Genomic DNA, 18,529 nt, shown 5'->3' with positions numbered 1-18,529 from the left:
CTGGCAAAAACTTGCCACTGTCAGTATAGATAGCGCATGAAAATTAAGCATAAAAAAAACCAGCGCTGATGCGCTGGTTTTTACAATCGTGGATAACAATCAGAATTAAGATTCGTAAGGATGAACCTTGATGATTGTTTCGTTGCGATCTGGGCCAGTCGAGATAATGTCGACAGGAACACCCGTTAACTCTTCGATACGCTTGATGTAGTCTAGAGCTGCTTGTGGAAGCGCGTCGATAGACTTAGCACCAAATGTTGTCTCAGACCAACCTGGCATAGTTTCGTAGATTGGCGTTGCTTCTTCGAATGACTCAGCGGCCATTGGAGACACTTCTAGGATAGCGCCATCTTTCATCTTGTAACCAGTACAGATCTTGATCTCTTTCAGACCATCAAGAACGTCTAGTTTAGTCAGACACATACCGGTTAGTGAGTTGATTTGAATTGCACGGCGCATTGCCACTGCATCAAACCAACCAGTACGACGTAGACGACCAGTTGTTGCGCCAAACTCGTGGCCAACATCGCCTAGGTGTTTACCAACTGGATCTTGCTTATCTAGACCGTCGTAAAGTTCTGTTGGGAATGGACCAGAACCAACACGAGTACAGTACGCTTTAGTGATACCAAGGATGTAACCGATGTGACGAGGGCCAAAACCAGAACCTGCAGCAACACCACCAGCCGTCGTGTTAGAAGACGTTACGTATGGGTAAGTACCGTGGTCGATATCAAGTAGCGTACCTTGAGCACCTTCGAACATGATCTTGTCGCCGCGCTTACGAGCTGCGTCTAGTTCGTCAGTAACGTCCATCACCATTGAAGTAAGAAGGTCTGCGTAACCCATGCACTGCTCAAGTACCGCTTCGTAGCTAACTGTTTCTGCTTTGTAGAAATGCTCTAGCTGGAAGTTATGGAATTCCATGACTTCTTTTAGTTTCTCAGCGAACATTTCTTTATCGAAAAGATCACCGACGCGTAGACCGCGACGAGCCACTTTATCTTCGTAAGCCGGACCGATACCACGACCCGTTGTACCGATAGCTTTCGCGCCACGAGCGATTTCACGCGCGTTGTCGATAGCGATGTGGTAAGGAAGAATTAGAGGACAAGCTTCAGAAACGAAAAGACGCTCGCGTACTGGAATACCGCGCTCTTCAAGAGGCTTCATTTCTTTAAGGAGAGCTTCAGGCGATAGCACAACGCCATTACCGATAACACATTTTACGTTATCGCGAAGAATACCTGATGGAATTAAGTGAAGAACGGTTTTTTCACCGTCAATGACTAGAGTGTGACCTGCGTTGTGACCGCCTTGGTAGCGAACCACGTATTTTGCATCTTCAGTTAAAAGGTCTACGATTTTACCTTTACCTTCGTCACCCCATTGGGTGCCCAGAACGACTACGTTATTTCCCATCTTTCCAAGTCTGATTGGTAGTTAAAAATGGATTCTAGCACTGAATCACACTTCTTGCAGTCATTTTTTAATCATAGAAGTGTAATGAAGCGCTATCCTTTTGTTAGTGCTAATATTAGGTTTTTTTTGACTCTATTCATCGGCATAAATCTTCACCAACAAGCTGCCATCCGTGCCAATACCCGCTCTATACATACCGCTGCTGTTCATCGCAAAGTGAACACGTCCATCACCGTCGATGGCAATCAGCCCCCTTCGCCACCCATGGCCTTCAACTCGCCTTGAATCACAGTCTCGCAGGCCGTGTGTACATCTTCCTTGAGATAACGCATTCGCGCTGCCACATCACTCGCAACGGTTTTACGGATGAAATACTCACCCATCCCAGTTGTCGATACAGCTACATTGCCATTTTCGGCAAACGTACCCGCGCCAATGATGGAAGAATCTCCCACTCGACCGTACTTTTTATTGGTCACACCACCAGTGCTAGTCGCAGCCGCTAAGTTGCCTTGCTGGTCTAGCGCGACAGCGCCTACGGTTCCATACTTTTTATCATCTGGGTACTTAGACTCAGAAAGAGCAAATAAACCCTTCTCTTTCATCGACTGCAGTTGATCATAACGTCGGTCAGTGAAGAAATAATCTTGCTCGGTGTATTGATGCCCCTGCTCAAAGGCAAATTCTTCTGCTCCTTCCCCAACCAACAGCACATGGTTACTGTCTGTCATCACATCACGAGCCAGCTCAATAGGGTTACGGATATGGCGCACGCCAGCCACCGCGCCAGCATTGGATTCTTTGCCGTGCATAACAGAGGCATCCATCTCAACAATTTCTTTATGGGTTAAGACAGAGCCCTTGCCAGCATTGAAGTTTGGTGAGTCTTCAAGCACTTTAACCGCGGCAACGACCGCATCCAACGCATCACCCGACTGAGCTAGAACGCTATGCCCAGCGCGAACCGAAGCTTCAAGGTCTTCTAGGATGGAAGCCTTTAACTCTTCGCTCATTTGATCACGCAATATAGTTCCGGCTCCGCCATGAATGGCGATTGAGAATGGTTGAGTCATCGACGGCTCTCCTAACAACGAGTTAACTGATAAGTTAATAACAAAAAAGGCGTTTCCCGTACAGCGGGAAACGCCTTTTCAATCTAGCTATAAGCTAACGGATTAGTGAGAACCACAGCTACCGCCACCGCAGCAGCCATCTTTCTTCTCTTCACTGTGATCATGGCCTTCGCCACCACAGCAACCACCTTCGTGATCGTGGTCGTGACCACAACCACCAGCTTGGTGAACATGACCGTGTTCAATTTCATCTGCTGTCGCTTCACGTACCGCTACAACTTCAACATCGAAAGTCAGAGTCTGACCCGCAAGCATATGGTTGCCATCCACCACCACTTCGTCGCCGTCCACTTCTGTCACTTCAACAGGGATTGGACCTTGGTCAGTATCTGCAAGGAAACGCATACCCACTTCAATCTCATCAACACCTTGGAATACATTCGCAGGTACACGTTGAACAAGTGCGTCGTTGTGATCGCCGTAAGCCTCTTCTGGAGACACTGTTACTGAGAACTGAGCGCCCGCTTCCTTACCTTCCAGTGCAGTCTCAAGACCTGTGATCAGGTTGTTGTTGCCGTGTAGGTAATCCAGTGGCGCTTCTGCTGTTGATTGATCAACCACAGCACCATCTTCCAGCTTAACCTGGTAAGCAAGGCTTACTACTACATTCTTTTCAATTTTCATAATGACTCCAAGGAGATAAAGAAACGGAGCAATTGAGTTGCTCCGAATAACAATTTTCTATGCGGGATATTATGGGGATCAAATAAAGAAACTCAATCAATCTGGCTTAAAAATACCGATCATCTCTTGTTGGGAGTGTTCGGTTTTCTCTACAGATTGCGGTTTACGCTGCTCCTGATACTCACACTCTACACACTCAACTAACTCAATATTGTTTTCTATCCACCAGCGCAAAGTATCTTGCTGAGCACATTTAGGGCAGCTAGCACCTGCGATAAATCTTTTTTCATTTTTTCATTCCACAACGTAAATCTTCACCAGAATGGAATGGTTGCCATGCTCTGGGAAGATTTGGATTTAATCCCAGAAGTTCTTTGATTGCTGATCTTTTTCCATCTCGCGACCAAAAATTTCTTCCAGTTCTTTTCGGGCTTCTTTGGCTCTCATGGCCAATTGCTTGTCTTCATGATGCTGAGGTAATAATTCTTTCAACATCGCATTATCTAATTTTCTAAAGTGCGCTTCGGCTCGCTTGGCCTGATAGGGGTGCATCCCGAGCTCAGTTAACGCTTGGCGACCCAAGTCTAAAGCACCGAGAAATGTCTCCCTTGAGTAGTTTTCGACCCCATGGCTCAACAGCTGATAGGCCTCAACTCGACTTCGTGCCCGTGCCAAAAGCTTAAGATGCGGAAAATGGTACTGACACAAATCGATAATCTTCATGATTTCGTCGGGAGAATCGGTACAAATCACCATTGCTTCGGCTTTATCGGCTCCAGCAGCCCGCAGCAAGTCTAACTGCGTAGCATCACCATAAAAAACCTTATAGCCATACTTTCTGAGTAATTGGATCTGACTGGCGTCACTTTCTAGTACCGTTACTCGAATTTTGTTGGCGTACATGAGTCGACCAACAATCTGACCAAAACGACCAAAACCCGCAATAATCACTCTTGGTTCACGGTTAACTACATCCGTGTGCAGCGACCCCGCATCATCATTCAAGCCACGTGCATACCACTTACTTTGTGCCATCAATAGCAGGGGCGTAGTGACCATAGATAAACTCACCACGACAAGTAGAAAAGCAGTTTGCTCTTGCGCTAACAGACCTTCTGCGCTCGCCGCTGTAAAAATAACAAACGCAAACTCGCCGCCTTGGCTTAAAATAGCCGCCATCTTACTGCGGGCTTTAGGTTTACTGCCTGCCAAGCGGGCTAAGAAGTAAAGGATAGCTGCCTTGACGGCCACTAAGCCAAACACCGCCATCAGTACATTCCAAGGCTCCAAGGCTAACAGGCCTAAGTTCACCGCCATACCCACGGCAATAAAGAACAACCCAAGAAGTAGCCCTTTGAATGGTTCGATAGCGATCTCAAGCTCGTGGCGATACTCACTCTCAGCCAGAAGGACGCCAGCAAGGAAAGTGCCGAGTGCCATAGACAAGCCAAGATGCTGCATCAGCAATGCGATGCCGATCACTAACAGTAACGCAGCGACCGTAAATAGCTCTCGTACTCCACTCAACACCACGTAGCGGAATAGCGGGCGAAGTAGAAAATGGCCGCCAACCAGAAGGCCGATAACACCACCCAACATCCACATGGCATCGAGCCAATCCCCTGCGGTGTTGCCTGCTAGAATAGGCAAAATCGCCAACATGGGGATGACCGCAATATCCTGAAAAAGCAATACGGCAAACCCAGACTGACCCGCTTCACTGCCAGCCAAACCTCGCTCTTCGATCACTTTCAGCGCGATAGCGGTCGATGACAACGCCAACCCCATACCAATCACTAAACTGGTTTGCCAATTAACGCCAGCGAGATTGGTTACGCTCGCCAAGACCGCGGTGGTAATCACAACCTGTGCACCGCCAAGCCCGAGAATCGGCCCTTTCATTTGCAGCAGCTTTTTGGGATTCAGTTCGAGACCAATCAGAAAGAGCAGCAGGACCACACCAAATTCAGCAAAGTGGAGAATCGCTTCCACATCGCTGATAAGGCCTAACCCCCAAGGGCCAATAATAATACCGGCCAGCAGATACCCCAACACCGAGCCAAGCCCTAAACGTTGGGCCAATGGCACTGCAACGACCGCTGCGGTTAGAAAAATGATGCAGCTCTGAAGGAAATCATTTTCAAGTGCCATGAGTTTCTCCTGAAGTTGCAGTCATCGTCGGGTTGAGCAGCCATTGGCGATAAGCCTCTGCGTGCTGATAGCGGTCCATATCAGAGACATTACGAGCCCAGTAAAGCACCAACGGTTCAATCCATGCCATTTGGCACAACGCTGCGGTCAACTCAAACGGCTGTAAAATTTCTGACAGCGGATACTTGTTGTAACCACTGCTGCCAAAGGCATCCTCATTACCACCTGTGGTAATAACACTGCGCCAATATTTACCCTTCAGTGCTTCGCCTTTTCCATAAGCAAACCCCTTACCCAACACTCGATCCATCCACTCTTTAAGCAGTGCCGGACAAGAGTACATATACAGCGGATGCTGAAAAACGATCACATCATGAGCAAGTAGACGCTGCTGCTCGGCATCCACATCAATAAAAAAGTCGGGGTAATACGCATAGAGATCATGCACAGTGACGTGATCAAGCGCCGTTATCTTCTTAATCATCACTTGGTTCGCGACAGAACTTTGCGATTCAGGGTGAGCATAAATCACAAGCACTTTCGGTTTTTCAGGCGACTCAGTATTTAAATCGTTTGCAGCCATTCCGTAAGTAGCCATCCTTTTGTTTTCAATACCTAAGTTATCGTTAGGTACAATTTTATCGTTATCGGTTTGTTATACGTTGTTGTTAAGCATAACGCAATGATCGACATTTTATCTCATTCCCCCTACTATTCGACGCGATACGAGCAAGAATAAAGCACAAGATTATGATTACCTTTTCTGACATCCAGCTGCTGCGTGGCGGTAAGCCACTGCTGGACCAAACTTCAGCGACCATTCACCCAGGCGACAAAGTCGGCCTAGTCGGTAAAAACGGCTGCGGTAAATCTACCCTATTTGCATTGATCAAAGATGAACTGTCTATTGATGCTGGTAACTTCAGCAAGCCTTCCCATTGGGAAATGGCGTGGGTAGCGCAAGAAACCCCCGCTCTCGAACGTCCGGCACTGGAATACGTCATTGACGGTGATCGTGAATATCGTGCACTGGAAGCACAGCTACTCAACGCTGAACAAACCGATGACGGTACACTTGTTGCCGAATTGCACGGAAAAATTGAGACCATTGGAGGTTACAGCATTCGTGCTCGCGCCGCAGAACTGCTTGATGGTTTGGGTTTTAGCCAAGATCAGATGAGCTGGAACCTCACTCAATTTTCTGGTGGTTGGCGTATGCGCCTTAACCTTGCACAAGCCCTGCTTTGTCGCTCCGATCTTTTGCTACTCGATGAGCCAACCAACCACTTAGATCTTGATGCTGTGATGTGGTTAGAAAGGTGGTTGCAAAACTATCCAGGCACGCTCGTCCTGATCTCACACGACCGTGATTTCCTCGATCCTATCGTCGGCCGTATTATTCATATCGAAAATGAGCAGATGAATGCGTACACGGGTAACTACTCTTCGTTTGAAGATCAGCGTGCGCAAAAGCTCATCTTGCAGCAAGCACAATTTGAAAAGCAGCAAAAGCAAATGTCGCATATGCAGAGTTATATCGACCGCTTCCGCTATAAAGCCTCAAAAGCTCGCCAAGCACAAAGCCGTATCAAAGCCCTTGAGCGTATGGAAAAAGTTCTACCTGCTCAGCTTGATAACCCATTCAGTTTCCAATTCCGCGATCCCGATGCGTTGCCTAACCCAATCATTATGATGGATGAGGTCTCTGCGGGTTATGATGACAAGCTGATCTTAGAAAAAATCCGCCTCAATCTGGTTCCTGGTAGCCGGATAGGTCTACTTGGACGTAACGGCGCGGGTAAATCCACCCTAATCAAACTGCTTTCTCGTGAATTGAACCCTCAAGGTGGCGATCTGACATACTCTCAGGGGGTTAAGATTGGTTACTTCGCTCAGCACCAGTTAGAGACACTGCACCCAGAAGAGACACCACTGCAGCATATGATGCAAATTGCACCGGATAAAAACGAACTTGAGCTACGTAATTATCTGGGCAGTTTTGGATTCCAAGGTGATAAAGCGCTAGAAAAAGTGGCCCCTTTCTCTGGTGGAGAGAAGGCTCGCCTCGTACTGGCTCTGATCGTTTGGCAAAAACCAAACTTATTGCTGCTTGATGAGCCGACTAACCACCTAGACTTAGACATGCGCCAAGCGCTCACGCTGGCTCTACAAACGTTCGAAGGTGCGATGGTGATTGTTTCACACGACCGTTACTTGCTGCGCGCAACCACAGACGATCTCTACTTAGTTCATGATCGTCAGGTTGCCCCTTTTGATGGTGATCTGAATGATTACTACAAGTGGCTGACAGAACAGCAAAAAGCGGAACGCCGCGAAGCGCAATCTGCGCAACCGGAGAAGAGCAACATCAACAGTGCCGCTGCCAAAAAAGAGCAGAAGCGTCGTGAAGCCGAATTCCGTAAACAGACCGCTCCTGCACGAAAAACACTCACTAAACTTGAGGCTAAGATGGAGACCCTTGGTCATCAATTAACGGAAGCAGAAACGCAATTATCTGATAACTCGCTGTATGAAGCGGAAAACAAAGCTAAACTTAATCAGATATTAACCGTTCAGAGTCAGGCTAAAGCCGAACTGGAAGACGTCGAAATGGAATGGATGGCGCTACAGGAAGAGCTGGAGCAGATGGAACAGGAGTTTAACGGTCAATGAGCTCAAAGCACGTATCAACATCTCTGACACTAGAACGTTTATGGCAGTTCAGCCTACAGTATTACAGTGTTAGGGAAGTCAAAGATGCGTGCCTGAATTTACAAAACCAGTTCAAAGGCAATGTGAACTTGCTGTTGCTGCTGAAATGGCTCGATGAGCAGCAAGCTGCCTTTCTCGATGAAGACTGGCACAAAGTCGAAGAATGTTTGGGGCGCTCAGAAACCTTGTTACACAGCTATCGAGACCTGCGCCGTAAACTCAAATCTCATGTTTCTGAGACCCTCTACAGAGAGGCTTTGCAGTTCGAATTACAACTCGAAAAGCAGCAGCAGTCTGATCTGGTCGACTGCATCAATAGTATAGAATTACAGAATAACCAAGATGAACCGCTGACGTTAAGATATTGTCGTCAGCTTGGCGGAGAACATTTACACGCCGTTTTTGCCCAATCCATCGATGATCTCACCCACTGACAGGCTTTCTTATGACTCAATTTATTGCTGCCAAAGGATTAGCCAATCCGCATCTGCAAACTCTAGCGCCACGATTTATTCGCAAAAAAGCGCTATTTGAACCACTGTGGCAAACCCTGAATACTCCAGATGGTGATTTCCTCGATCTGGCGTGGAGTGAAGACTGGCAAACTGAACACGCGAAGAAAAAGCCTGTTTTTATCTTGTTTCATGGCCTAGAAGGGTGCTTTTACAGCCCATATGCCAATGGCTTGATGCACGCATTTTCTCAGCAAGGTTGGCTATCTGTGATGATGCATTTCCGTGGCTGTAGCGGTAAACCTAACCACCGGGCACGCGCATATCACTCCGGTGAAGTAGAAGATGCGCGTTTCTTCCTTGAGCAGCTCAATCAACAAGTGCCGAACGAAACCAAAGTCGCCGTTGGGATTTCGCTCGGTGGCAACATGTTGGCTAACTATCTAGCTGAGTACAATCAAGCGCCTCTGCTTTCTGCGGCGACCATAGTGTCGGCACCACTTGACCTATCGGCTTGTTCAGAACGCATCGAGAAGGGTTTTTCCAAGGTTTACAAGACCTACTTACTCTCATCGTTGAAAAAAACGGCTTTGCGGAAACATCACCTAATTAAAGGTGAACTCGATGTTTCTTACCAGAGCATTAAGCGAGTCACCAAGTTGTTTGAATTTGATGACTTGATCACTGCACCACTGCACGGCTTTAAAGACGCACAGGATTATTATCAACGTTGTTCGGGTATCCACAAATTGAAAGACATTCGCATACCGACACAAATCATCCATGCTAAAGACGACCCTTTCATGACCGATGCGGTGATCCCTAAATATGTCCTCCCGGACAATATCGACTACCGGCTGTTCGAACAAGGTGGACACGTTGGTTTCTTAACTGGCAGTGCACTCAAACCTAGGTTCTGGTTAGAAGAAGCGTTACCAGCCTACTACCAAAGTCTGGCGGTTTCTGGATAATAGCCCTCAACTTTTCGAGCATAAAAGACAGAGGTATTTATGATCGTTCCATGGCAACAAATTGACTCAGACACACTAGACAACCTGATTCGTGAATTTGTCCTTCGCGAGGGCACTGATTATGGCGAACTGGAAATATCCCTACCAGACAAAGTCGAGCAAATAAAAAGCCAGCTCGAATCAGGCGAGGCTGTTGTGGTGTTTTCCGAGCTTCACGAAACCGTCGATATTCAACTCAAGCAAAAGTTTTAATTTAAAACACATCATACCGTGCCCTTCCAATAAAGCGTGTTATAGTGACATGCAACAAGGGACAGTTATTTACAGACAAGGTTTGTCATGTCAGCAAAACATCCAATCATTGCCGTCACCGGTTCTTCTGGTGCAGGCACTACTACGACATCTGAAGCGTTCCGCAAAATGTTCAACATGATGAACGTCAAGCCCGCTTGGGTCGAAGGTGATAGCTTTCACCGTTTTACTCGCCCAGAGATGGATGTCGAAATTCGTAAAGCCCGTGAGCAAGGTCGTCACATTAGCTACTTTGGTCCGCAGGCCAACGACTTTCCGGCGCTCGCAGAGTTTTTCCGTAAATACGGTAACGAAGGGACAGGTCAGGTACGTCGTTATCTGCACACCTTTGATGAAGCCGTACCATACAACCAAATGCCGGGGACCTTTACGCCGTGGCAAGAACTGCCAGAAAACTCTGATGTGCTGTTTTATGAAGGCTTACACGGTGGCGTCGTTGATGGCGATGTGAATGTCGCTCAACACGTCGATTTTCTGATCGGCATGGTCCCCATTGTCAACTTGGAATGGATCCAAAAGTTTGTCAGAGACACCCGTGACCGCGGCCATTCGCGTGAAGCGGTGATGGATTCAATTGTCCGTTCGATGGACGACTACCTCAACTACATCACTCCTCAGTTCTCAAGAACTCACATCAACTTCCAGCGTGTTCCGACCGTCGACACTTCCAACCCACTTAATGCTAAAGGCATCCCAAGCTTAGATGAAAGCTTTGTTGTCATTCGCCTGCGTGGTATCAAGAATGTCGACTTCCCATACCTGCTGGCCATGATTGACGGTTCATTTATGTCACGTCACAACACGCTCGTGGTGCCGGGCGGAAAAATGAGTTTCGCTGTCGAGCTGATTGTTCGCCCTATCTTGCAACAGTTAATTGAAACCGGAAAAATTGGCTAAGACTCGCGTTCTAAACACGATTACTTTTCATACCGTGATCATGTGCACATTTTTGCGTACAAAATCGTAAGATGTACCCGATTAAAATCAAGAAATCGATTTCAAAAAAAGATACTATTTGAAACCGAAACAAAGATGGCTTGCAGCATTTGAAAAGTGCTCTTATCCTAGTAGGTCTTGATTCAAGGCTTAGCTACAACATGGAAAGCAGCAAGCGTACCCTGCAGAGGAAGTGAGATATTATGGTTCTAGGTAAACCTCAAACCGATCCAACATTAGAGTGGTTCCTTTCACACTGTCATATTCATAAGTACCCATCAAAAAGCACGCTCATTCATGCGGGCGAAAAAGCAGAGACTCTTTACTACATTGTTAAAGGTTCTGTGGCTGTACTTATTAAAGACGAAGAAGGTAAGGAAATGATCCTTTCTTACCTAAACCAAGGTGACTTTATCGGTGAACTTGGTTTATTCGAAGAAGACCAAGAGCGTACGGCATGGGTTCGTGCCAAATCTCCTTGTGAAGTAGCAGAAATTTCATTCAAGAAATTCCGTCAGCTAATCCAGGTTAACCCTGACATCCTGATGCGTCTGTCTGCACAAATGGCAAGCCGCCTGCAGGTGACCAGTCAGAAAGTCGGTGACTTGGCATTCCTTGACGTAACAGGTCGCATCGCGCAGACACTGCTTAACCTAGCAAAACAGCCAGATGCAATGACACACCCAGACGGCATGCAGATCAAGATCACTCGTCAGGAAATCGGTCAGATTGTTGGCTGTTCTCGTGAAACCGTAGGTCGTATCTTGAAGATGCTAGAAGAGCAGAACTTGATTTCTGCCCACGGTAAAACAATCGTTGTTTACGGTACCCGTTAATTTCGATTAACCGCTAAGAATTTAAAAGCCACCAATGGAGACATTGGTGGCTTTTTTTGCTTATGTCATCCCCGAGAGGGAGGGACGACCGAGTTGGGGATCTCTTAACACAAGCGAGTCAATCTATAAAGATTCCCGACTCCCTCCTCCGTCGGTCTATGGAATGACGACTGTTTCACCACAGCCCGTTCTAAATTCTCGCAGGGCGCAGCCCGTATCTCGAAGCGCAGCGATCCCGAGGACGAAGTCCGTTCTCAGATCTTCCTACCCGTTAGTACTTTCGAAGATCTTATCAGCAGAGGCTGCAACAAATCCTGGATAGAGTTCACCGTTGCTCATAGGGTAGCGCTTAGCAAACTCATAGAAGCCACCAGGAATCATCTCAGTCCCTTCAGTGAAGGTCACTGGCACTTTATCTGCCATGGTAGAGGATTGCTCAAGCAGCACATCAGGCGAGCCTTTTACTTCACCGCCCGATTCATTGATCGTAAAACCAGCTTCACGCAGGTGATCATTGACGCCTTTCACTTCTTCAAAAGCGTCCAGCTGATTCACGCTAACCGTAAAGTGGTTAGCACCATAGCCGTGTGCGGCCAACCAAGAAGCGTATTCACTCTCTTTTGCTAGTAACTGGTAATCAGCAAAACTCAGATCCCACAGACGCCCACCAGACAAGAACTCATGACCTTTTAGTTTATCGGTGTCCAATTGCTCAACCAGCTTGGCAACAATGGCCTGAAGCTCTGGAGAACACTCGTTCACTTTTAACTCACTGATAAACACTTTCGGCTGTTTCGGATCTGGGTGCTCAAAATGTTTCGCCACTAACTTCTTGCTTTCGAACTCATAATCACCGCATGGCTTGTAGCCTACGTCGATAAACGGTTTGGCCAGTGTTTCAATGCCTAAAGGCGCTACGTTAAATGTACGCAGGGCGATGTGGTCATTGATCAGCGGCTCATTTTCCTGAAGCAGTTGGTGAACGTTATCAGCAGAGGGACATAAGCGTTGAATATAGTCATTCCATAACGACTGGAATAAAACTTGTGGCGTCATAACGCCTCCTTGTTTGGGTTTGTCTACGTTAACGGAGTTATACTTATTGTTGACTGAATTTTTTATAAAGGAGGCTATCTGACCAAATTTATCCAGAAATCTGATCAGATAGCCTTCAACCTGTGACGTTTAAAAACCTCCCTAAAAGGGAGGCGGTAAGGGAAACCCTTAAAATATGTTTATAACTCAACACCCGGGCTTAAGGTCGCGGGTAGTAGTGTTTCGCCCCCTTCCATTGAAGCCATTGGGTATGCGCAGTAATCTGCTGCGTAGTAAGCGCTTGGTCGTAGGTTGCCCGAAGCACCAGGACCACCAAACGGCGCATCACCGCTCGCGCCAGTTAGCTGACGATTACGATTAACAATACCAGCGCGAATGTGGTCAACAAAATAATCCCACTCGCTATCGTCAGTGGAAACCAGACCAGCCGACAAGCCAAAGCGCGTATCGTTTGCCAGCTCAACGGCTTTTTCCAAGCCTTGGTAACGCACCACTTGCAGTAGTGGACCGAAATACTCTTCATCTGGCAGATCAGCAATTGGCGTCACGTCAATAATGCCCGGAGACACAAATGCCGCTTCACCCGCTTTCGCTTCTAGCAAACTCACGCCGCCAAGACTTTGTAAGTTGGTTTGCGCATTAAGAATAAAGTCCGCCGCGGCTTTAGAAATTTGAGGGCCCATAAATGGCGCAGGCTCAGCAAATGGCTGATCAACACGAATCTTCTCTGTCGCTTCAACCAGCTTAGTCACCAGTTGATCGCCTTTTTCACCAACAGGAACGTAGAGACGACGTGCACAAGTACAACGTTGACCTGCACTGATGAAAGCAGACTGAATGATGGTATACACGGTTGCATCCAACTCGCCATAATTCTCAGAGATCACCATAGGGTTGTTGCCACCCATTTCTAGCGCCAACATTTTACCCGGCTGCCCTGCAAACTGACGATGCAGGATATGACCTGTATTAGCACTACCGGTGAACAATACACCATCAATGCCTTTTGAATCGGCGAGAGCAACACCCGTTTCCTTCGCGCCCTGAACAAGGTTGATGACACCGGCTGGTAAACCCGCCTGTTGCCAAAGTTTCATTGCGAATTCGCCAGTCAGTGGTGTTTGCTCAGATGGCTTAAACACAACCGTGTTACCTGCAAGCAATGCTGGCACGATGTGACCGTTTGGCAGGTGCCCAGGGAAGTTGTAAGGGCCGAATACCGCCATCACACCCAAAGGACGGTGACGAAGAACAATCTGGTTGCCAGCGGCTTCGCGTGTCGCTTCACCGGTACGGTCATGATAAGCACGGATAGAAATCGCTATCTTACCAGCCATGGCTGCCGCTTCAGTACGTGTCTCCCAGATAGGTTTTCCGGTTTCTTTCGCAATGATTTCAGCGATTTGTTCGCTGTTTTCTTTTACTTTCTCAGCAAACGCCAGCACGATAGCTTCACGCTCAGCGTAAGTCATCTTTTTCCAACTTAAGAAGGCGTGTCGAGCCGCACTGACTGCCGCTTCAACCTGCGCAGGTGACGCACTGTCGCCTTGCCAGATCACTTCATTGTTGTATGGGCTGGTCGAATTCATTGCTTCGCCCTGCCCGGCAAGCCACTCGCCTGCAATCCAATGTGTCATGTTTCTATTCCTTTCGATTACTGAGCCAGCATGCGAACGTATTCGCCTTCATTCACTTCCAGTGCTTTAGCCACACTCGGCGACAGAATCACAGATTCAGAAGCTTGGTCGTACGCCGCTTTAGTTGCTACAGCACGGAAGTTTTCAAACGATGTGTTTGAGATAAGGTAATCTTGCGAGCTGGTGTGCTCAGCAATGGTGATTTTGGCGCGGAAAGAGTGACGGACCGACTCAATATTGCGCACATCACATTCCACGGACGGGCCGCCATCAAAGATGTCGACGTAGTTACGGCACGTAAAACCTTCTTTCTCAAGCAGACGCAGTGCAGGTTTAGTATTTTCATGCACCTGACCAATCACAGCTTGAGCTTCTTTGCTTAGCAGGTTGATATAAATCGGCAACTTAGGCATAAGGTCGGCAATAAAACCTTTCTTACCGATACCGGTCAGGTAATCTGCCATAGTGAAGTCAATCGAGAAGAAATGCTCTTGCAGCCATTGCCAGAATGGTGAGTTACCTTCTTCATCTGACACACCACGCATTTCAGCAAATACCGTTTTCGAGAAACGATGCGGATGCTCCGCCATCATCAAGAAACGACATTTCGACATCAGACGACCGTTGAGCCCAACGCGGAAATCCGGGCGTAGGAACAAGGTACAAATTTCACTACAACCTGTGTAGTTATTGCCAAACGTCAGCAACTTCACCACATTGTTCACCCCGAGTTTCGGTGATGAATGCACTATGGTGCTAATGTGGTAAGAATAAAATGGCACATCCCAGCCAATAGACGCTTCAATACCAGTACAACCTGCCACTTCGCCAGTCTCACTGTCGAAACCAACCATCAAGTAACCTTCGTCACCGGGTTCAGTCACATTATCTTTGGCAAAGCTGTACTCTGAATGAGTAATACGATTGGTTAACAGTTCTTCGTTAACCGGAAGAGATGTAAATCCATGACCCGATTCCACCGCACACGTGTGCAGCGCGTCGTAGTCCGACATTGCTATAGGGCGAACAACCAGCATCGATACTCCCTCCTGATGCAGTGAACGCTAGTACTCATGAGTTATCCGTTTATACTTTGACTTCGTCATTCCCTTCAGTGAGGAACGAACGTGATTGGGAATCTCTCAACGCGATGCAGGAGATCCCCAACTCGGTCGTGCCTTCCTCTTGAGGACGACACCGTTTATATCAATATGAGTACTAGACTAGGTGTTTCTTATTTAGCTAGCGTTGCTAGAGCTTTATCTAGTCTTGCTAATCCTTCTGCGATTTCTTCTTTGGTGATAACCAATGAAGGTGTAAAGCGAACCACATTCGCGCCTGCCACTAACACCATCAAGCCTTCTTTACCTGCGGCAACCAGTACATCGCGCGCACGGCCTTGCCACTCTTCATTCAGAGCCGCACCAAGCAGAAGACCTTTACCACGGACTTCTGAGAACATGTGGTACTTATCATTAAGTGCAGTTAAACCATCACGGAATAGCGCTTCACGTTCTGCAACACCCGCTAGAGTTTCTGGTGCGCTTACGATGTCGACCACCGCTTCTGCAACCGCACACGCCAATGGGTTACCACCGTATGTTGAACCATGTGTCCCCACTTTCATGTGCTCAGACAGTTCAGAGGTCGTTAGCATCGCACCGATAGGGAAACCACCACCAAGCGATTTTGCTGTGCTTAAAATATCTGGTGTCACACCCAGACCTTGGTAAGCGTAGAAGTGGCCAGTACGGCCGTTACCCGTCTGAACTTCATCAAAGATAAGCAGCGCATTGTGTTTGTCACACAGCTCGCGAACCGTTTGAACAAACTCGTCTGTTGGAGAAATAATACCGCCTTCACCTTGAAGTGGCTCCATCATGATGGCACAAGTACGATCAGAGATGTGCTCGCGTAGCGTTTCAATATCGTTGTATGGCAAGTGAGTCACATCACCAGGTTTAGGGCCAAAACCATCAGAGTAAGCCGCCTGGCCGCCTACCGTGACGGTAAAGAAAGTACGACCGTGGAAGCCTTGTTTGAAAGCGATGATTTCAGATTTTTCAGGGCCAAACTTATCCGCAGCGTAACGACGCGCCAGTTTCAGCGCAGCTTCGTTGGCTTCTGCGCCTGAGTTAGCGAAGAACACTTTCTCTGCAAAGCTCACCTCTGTTAGCTTCTTCGCAAGGCGAAGTGCAGGTTCATTGGTCATGACATTGCTCAGGTGCCACAGTTTCTGACCTTGCTCAGTCAGCGCCTTAACCATAGCAGGGTGACAATGACCCAGACAGCTCACGGCGATACCACCAGCAAAGTCGATATATTCCTTGCCTTCCTGATCCCAAACACGGGCGCCTTCACCCTTGACCGGAACCATTTCCATTGGGTTATAACAAGGCACCATCACCTCATTAAACAAACCGCGTTCTACTTTATTTTCGACTGTCATTGCACATTCCCTCTCGATACCGCATGCCAGGTAATTTTTGCATCCTTGCTTTCATTTGACGAAAGCACATATTGTTTTGCATTTAAGCAATTGCGGCATTGTATTTACATTTAATTAACCATTTCAATAGTGAATTATTCTTTTTACTTCACTGCTGAAAGTCTGTTCTGCATTCGCTTTGAGTATTTATGCATTAAGCCACCGCTTTTATGAAGCAATATATTCTTATAACAAAGATAAGCTGTAGTTAAGCATAGTAATAACAAGGGCGGAGAGTCAGGCAGGGCAACGCCTACGAATAGTTTTTCACATAATATCCGCGCGCAACAATATGAAAGAAATGTTAAAAAAAGTGATCCCAGTCAGAATTTACTGAGGCCAACAGACGGCATTAACGGCGTAAAAAGTTAGCGAGAAGCTCATGCCCTTGCTCAGTTTTGATCGATTCTGGATGAAATTGCACCGCATCAATAGGTAACGTTTTATGCTGATAGCCCATGATTTCATCCATTGAGCCATCTTCGAGTTCCGTCCAAGCGGTGAGCTCAAAACACTCGGGTAGCGTGCCGTTTTGCACCACCAATGAATGATAACGTGTCACGGTAAGAGGGTTATTCAAACCAGCAAAAACACTGCGGCCGTTGTGTCGGATTGGGGAAGTCTTTCCATGCATGACCTGACGAGCACGCACCACTTCACCACCGAACACCTGAGCAATGGCCTGATGGCCTAAGCACACTCCAAGTATCGGCAATTTACCGGCAAAGTGTTCGATCACCTCAAGGGTGACCCCAGCTTGATTAGGCGTACACGGGCCCGGAGAGATCACTAGATGGCTGGGTTTCATCGCTTCAATCGCCGCTATATCTGTTTCATCGTTACGCACCACTTTCACCTCGGCACCTAACTCGCAAAAGTATTGATACAGGTTGTAAGTAAAGGAATCGTAGTTATCGATGATTAACAGCATGGGTCTGGATTGGTGTTGATAAAATTGCTTGTCAGGGGCGGTATTGTGCAATACCAAGGCGGAAAGGCAAGCAATAACTCCGCAAACGATAAAAATAACGCCAGACTGCGTTGGCGGTATGGGTTTACAGTGCTTTGTTAGTCTCTACTTACAGACTACTCGGATGAACTCTTTTTGCTTCGGTTATACCAATACATAAAAGTTATCAAAATCACATGCAGTGAAAATACCATAATAGAAATATTAACTAGGGTGTTCATTATATTTTGAACAGTCGCAATATCAGAGTCATCGACAGATGACCCAAGGCTAACCCAGTTTTTAAAAGTCATTGAAGCAAACATCGTCGCAATAAAGAAGGCGATATAAACAAATACAACACTCACTGCCCCGACCAATATAACTAGCTTACGGCTCATTGCTACTACCTAAAAGGCCACCACGAGTGCCACCAGAGTACCCTGATGAACTACCTGCATATCCCGAACTTTCGTCAAAAGCGCCAAGGCTTTGGCCAAACTTTCCTGCATAAAAAGCGTCTAATCGCTTATTTTTACCATAAACTCTCCATTTACTAGTCCAATACTCTCTCCTAGATATGAGGCAATATCACTAATTTCAACTTCTTGTAGTTCCGTGCCTGTATACCTGTAAGTACCTTGTTCACAAATATTATCAGGAGTATTACACACTATCTTAATCGTATAGTTCGGATGACTTGATGCGAGTATTCTGAAACCGACCCCTCCATCAGGAGCCGATAACCATAACATTTCACCAAGCATTTGGTGTTGAGTAGACGCTGTTTGTTCAAATCGAAACAAAGTAAAGAAAAGAATAATCAGTGCGAGTAGGGTCGCTATTGTAA

Annotated in this window: 18 protein-coding genes and 1 pseudogene; 6 read left to right on the top strand and 13 right to left on the bottom strand. The window is 47.1% G+C overall.

From position 1 onward, the window contains the following. Positions 1–105: 105 nt before the first annotated feature. From KW548_03445 to kefG, 6 genes and pseudogenes are all read right to left on the bottom strand, one after another. Positions 106–1,422 (bottom strand): adenylosuccinate synthase, encoded by a 1,317-nt coding sequence (locus tag KW548_03445; protein ID QXX07137.1) that lies wholly within the window; start codon positions 1,420–1,422, stop codon positions 106–108. 132 nt (positions 1,423–1,554) lie between these two features. Beyond that, a pseudogene (locus tag KW548_03440) lies at positions 1,555–2,495 on the bottom strand (isoaspartyl peptidase/L-asparaginase). A gap of 102 nt (positions 2,496–2,597) precedes the next feature. Continuing rightward, positions 2,598–3,179, bottom strand: coding sequence for a peptidylprolyl isomerase (gene slyD, locus KW548_03435; GenBank protein ID QXX07136.1), 582 nt, complete (start codon positions 3,177–3,179; stop codon positions 2,598–2,600). A 96-nt stretch (positions 3,180–3,275) separates the two neighbouring features. Beyond that, positions 3,276–3,455, bottom strand: coding sequence for a YheV family putative metal-binding protein (locus tag KW548_03430; protein QXX07965.1), 180 nt, complete (start codon positions 3,453–3,455; stop codon positions 3,276–3,278). Positions 3,456–3,536: 81 nt separating this feature from the next. After that, positions 3,537–5,330: a glutathione-regulated potassium-efflux system protein KefB gene (gene kefB, locus KW548_03425; GenBank protein QXX07135.1), complete on the bottom strand. Its 1,794-nt coding sequence runs from the start codon at positions 5,328–5,330 to the stop codon at positions 3,537–3,539. Next, positions 5,320–5,913 carry a glutathione-regulated potassium-efflux system ancillary protein KefG gene (gene kefG, locus KW548_03420; GenBank protein QXX07134.1) on the bottom strand — a complete coding sequence of 198 codons (594 nt, stop codon included), beginning with the start codon at positions 5,911–5,913 and terminating at the stop codon, positions 5,320–5,322. Before kefG ends, kefB begins: the two co-directional genes overlap by 11 nt. Positions 5,914–6,080: 167 nt before the next feature. Between kefG and KW548_03415 the strand changes: the two genes are divergently transcribed. The 6 genes from KW548_03415 (at position 6,081) to crp (ending at position 11,549) form a co-directional block, all read left to right on the top strand. Continuing rightward, positions 6,081–8,003 (top strand): ABC transporter ATP-binding protein, encoded by a 1,923-nt coding sequence (locus KW548_03415; protein QXX07133.1) that lies wholly within the window; start codon positions 6,081–6,083, stop codon positions 8,001–8,003. Continuing rightward, entirely contained in the window at positions 8,000–8,476 is a 477-nt protein-coding gene (locus KW548_03410; protein QXX07132.1) for a TIGR02444 family protein, read from the top strand. The genes KW548_03415 and KW548_03410 overlap by 4 nt, the downstream gene beginning before the upstream one ends. Positions 8,477–8,487: 11 nt before the next feature. Continuing rightward, entirely contained in the window at positions 8,488–9,465 is a 978-nt protein-coding gene (locus KW548_03405; GenBank protein QXX07131.1) for a hydrolase, read from the top strand. Between the two features lie 39 nt (positions 9,466–9,504). After that, positions 9,505–9,717 (top strand): YheU family protein, encoded by a 213-nt coding sequence (locus KW548_03400; GenBank protein ID QXX07130.1) that lies wholly within the window; start codon positions 9,505–9,507, stop codon positions 9,715–9,717. Between the two features lie 87 nt (positions 9,718–9,804). Then, positions 9,805–10,674: a phosphoribulokinase gene (locus tag KW548_03395; GenBank protein QXX07129.1), complete on the top strand. Its 870-nt coding sequence runs from the start codon at positions 9,805–9,807 to the stop codon at positions 10,672–10,674. Positions 10,675–10,916: 242 nt separating this feature from the next. Continuing rightward, positions 10,917–11,549 carry a cAMP-activated global transcriptional regulator CRP gene (gene crp, locus KW548_03390; GenBank protein ID QXX07128.1) on the top strand — a complete coding sequence of 211 codons (633 nt, stop codon included), beginning with the start codon at positions 10,917–10,919 and terminating at the stop codon, positions 11,547–11,549. 264 nt (positions 11,550–11,813) lie between these two features. On the opposite strand, the gene KW548_03385 is transcribed toward crp, so the two are convergent. The 7 genes from KW548_03385 to KW548_03355 all read right to left on the bottom strand — a co-directional run bounded on the left by KW548_03385 (position 11,814) and on the right by KW548_03355 (position 18,434). Then, positions 11,814–12,605: a DUF1338 domain-containing protein gene (locus KW548_03385; GenBank protein ID QXX07127.1), complete on the bottom strand. Its 792-nt coding sequence runs from the start codon at positions 12,603–12,605 to the stop codon at positions 11,814–11,816. Positions 12,606–12,784: 179 nt separating this feature from the next. Continuing rightward, a complete protein-coding gene (gene astD, locus KW548_03380) occupies positions 12,785–14,242 on the bottom strand; it encodes a succinylglutamate-semialdehyde dehydrogenase (GenBank protein ID QXX07126.1) in 1,458 nt (485 codons plus the stop codon). Positions 14,243–14,259: 17 nt separating this feature from the next. Then, a complete protein-coding gene (astA, locus tag KW548_03375) occupies positions 14,260–15,279 on the bottom strand; it encodes an arginine N-succinyltransferase (protein QXX07125.1) in 1,020 nt (339 codons plus the stop codon). 197 nt (positions 15,280–15,476) lie between these two features. Then, on the bottom strand, positions 15,477–16,691 hold the full coding sequence (locus KW548_03370) for an aspartate aminotransferase family protein (protein ID QXX07124.1): 1,215 nt from the start codon (positions 16,689–16,691) through the stop codon (positions 15,477–15,479). A gap of 391 nt (positions 16,692–17,082) precedes the next feature. Further along, positions 17,083–17,661 carry an aminodeoxychorismate/anthranilate synthase component II gene (locus KW548_03365; protein QXX07123.1) on the bottom strand — a complete coding sequence of 193 codons (579 nt, stop codon included), beginning with the start codon at positions 17,659–17,661 and terminating at the stop codon, positions 17,083–17,085. Positions 17,662–17,816: 155 nt separating this feature from the next. Next, positions 17,817–18,080, bottom strand: coding sequence for a hypothetical protein (locus tag KW548_03360; protein ID QXX07122.1), 264 nt, complete (start codon positions 18,078–18,080; stop codon positions 17,817–17,819). 120 nt (positions 18,081–18,200) lie between these two features. Next, complete coding sequence (locus tag KW548_03355) at positions 18,201–18,434, bottom strand: hypothetical protein (protein ID QXX07964.1); 234 nt, start codon at positions 18,432–18,434, stop codon at positions 18,201–18,203. Positions 18,435–18,529 lie beyond the last annotated feature (95 nt).

The sequence above is a fragment of the Vibrio neptunius genome, from assembly GCA_019339365.1.
In the GTDB taxonomy this organism is placed as follows: Bacteria; Pseudomonadota; Gammaproteobacteria; order Enterobacterales; family Vibrionaceae; genus Vibrio; species Vibrio neptunius.
The sequence above is the reverse complement of the archived record's forward strand: the minus strand, read 5'-3'. Positions and strand labels throughout refer to the sequence as shown.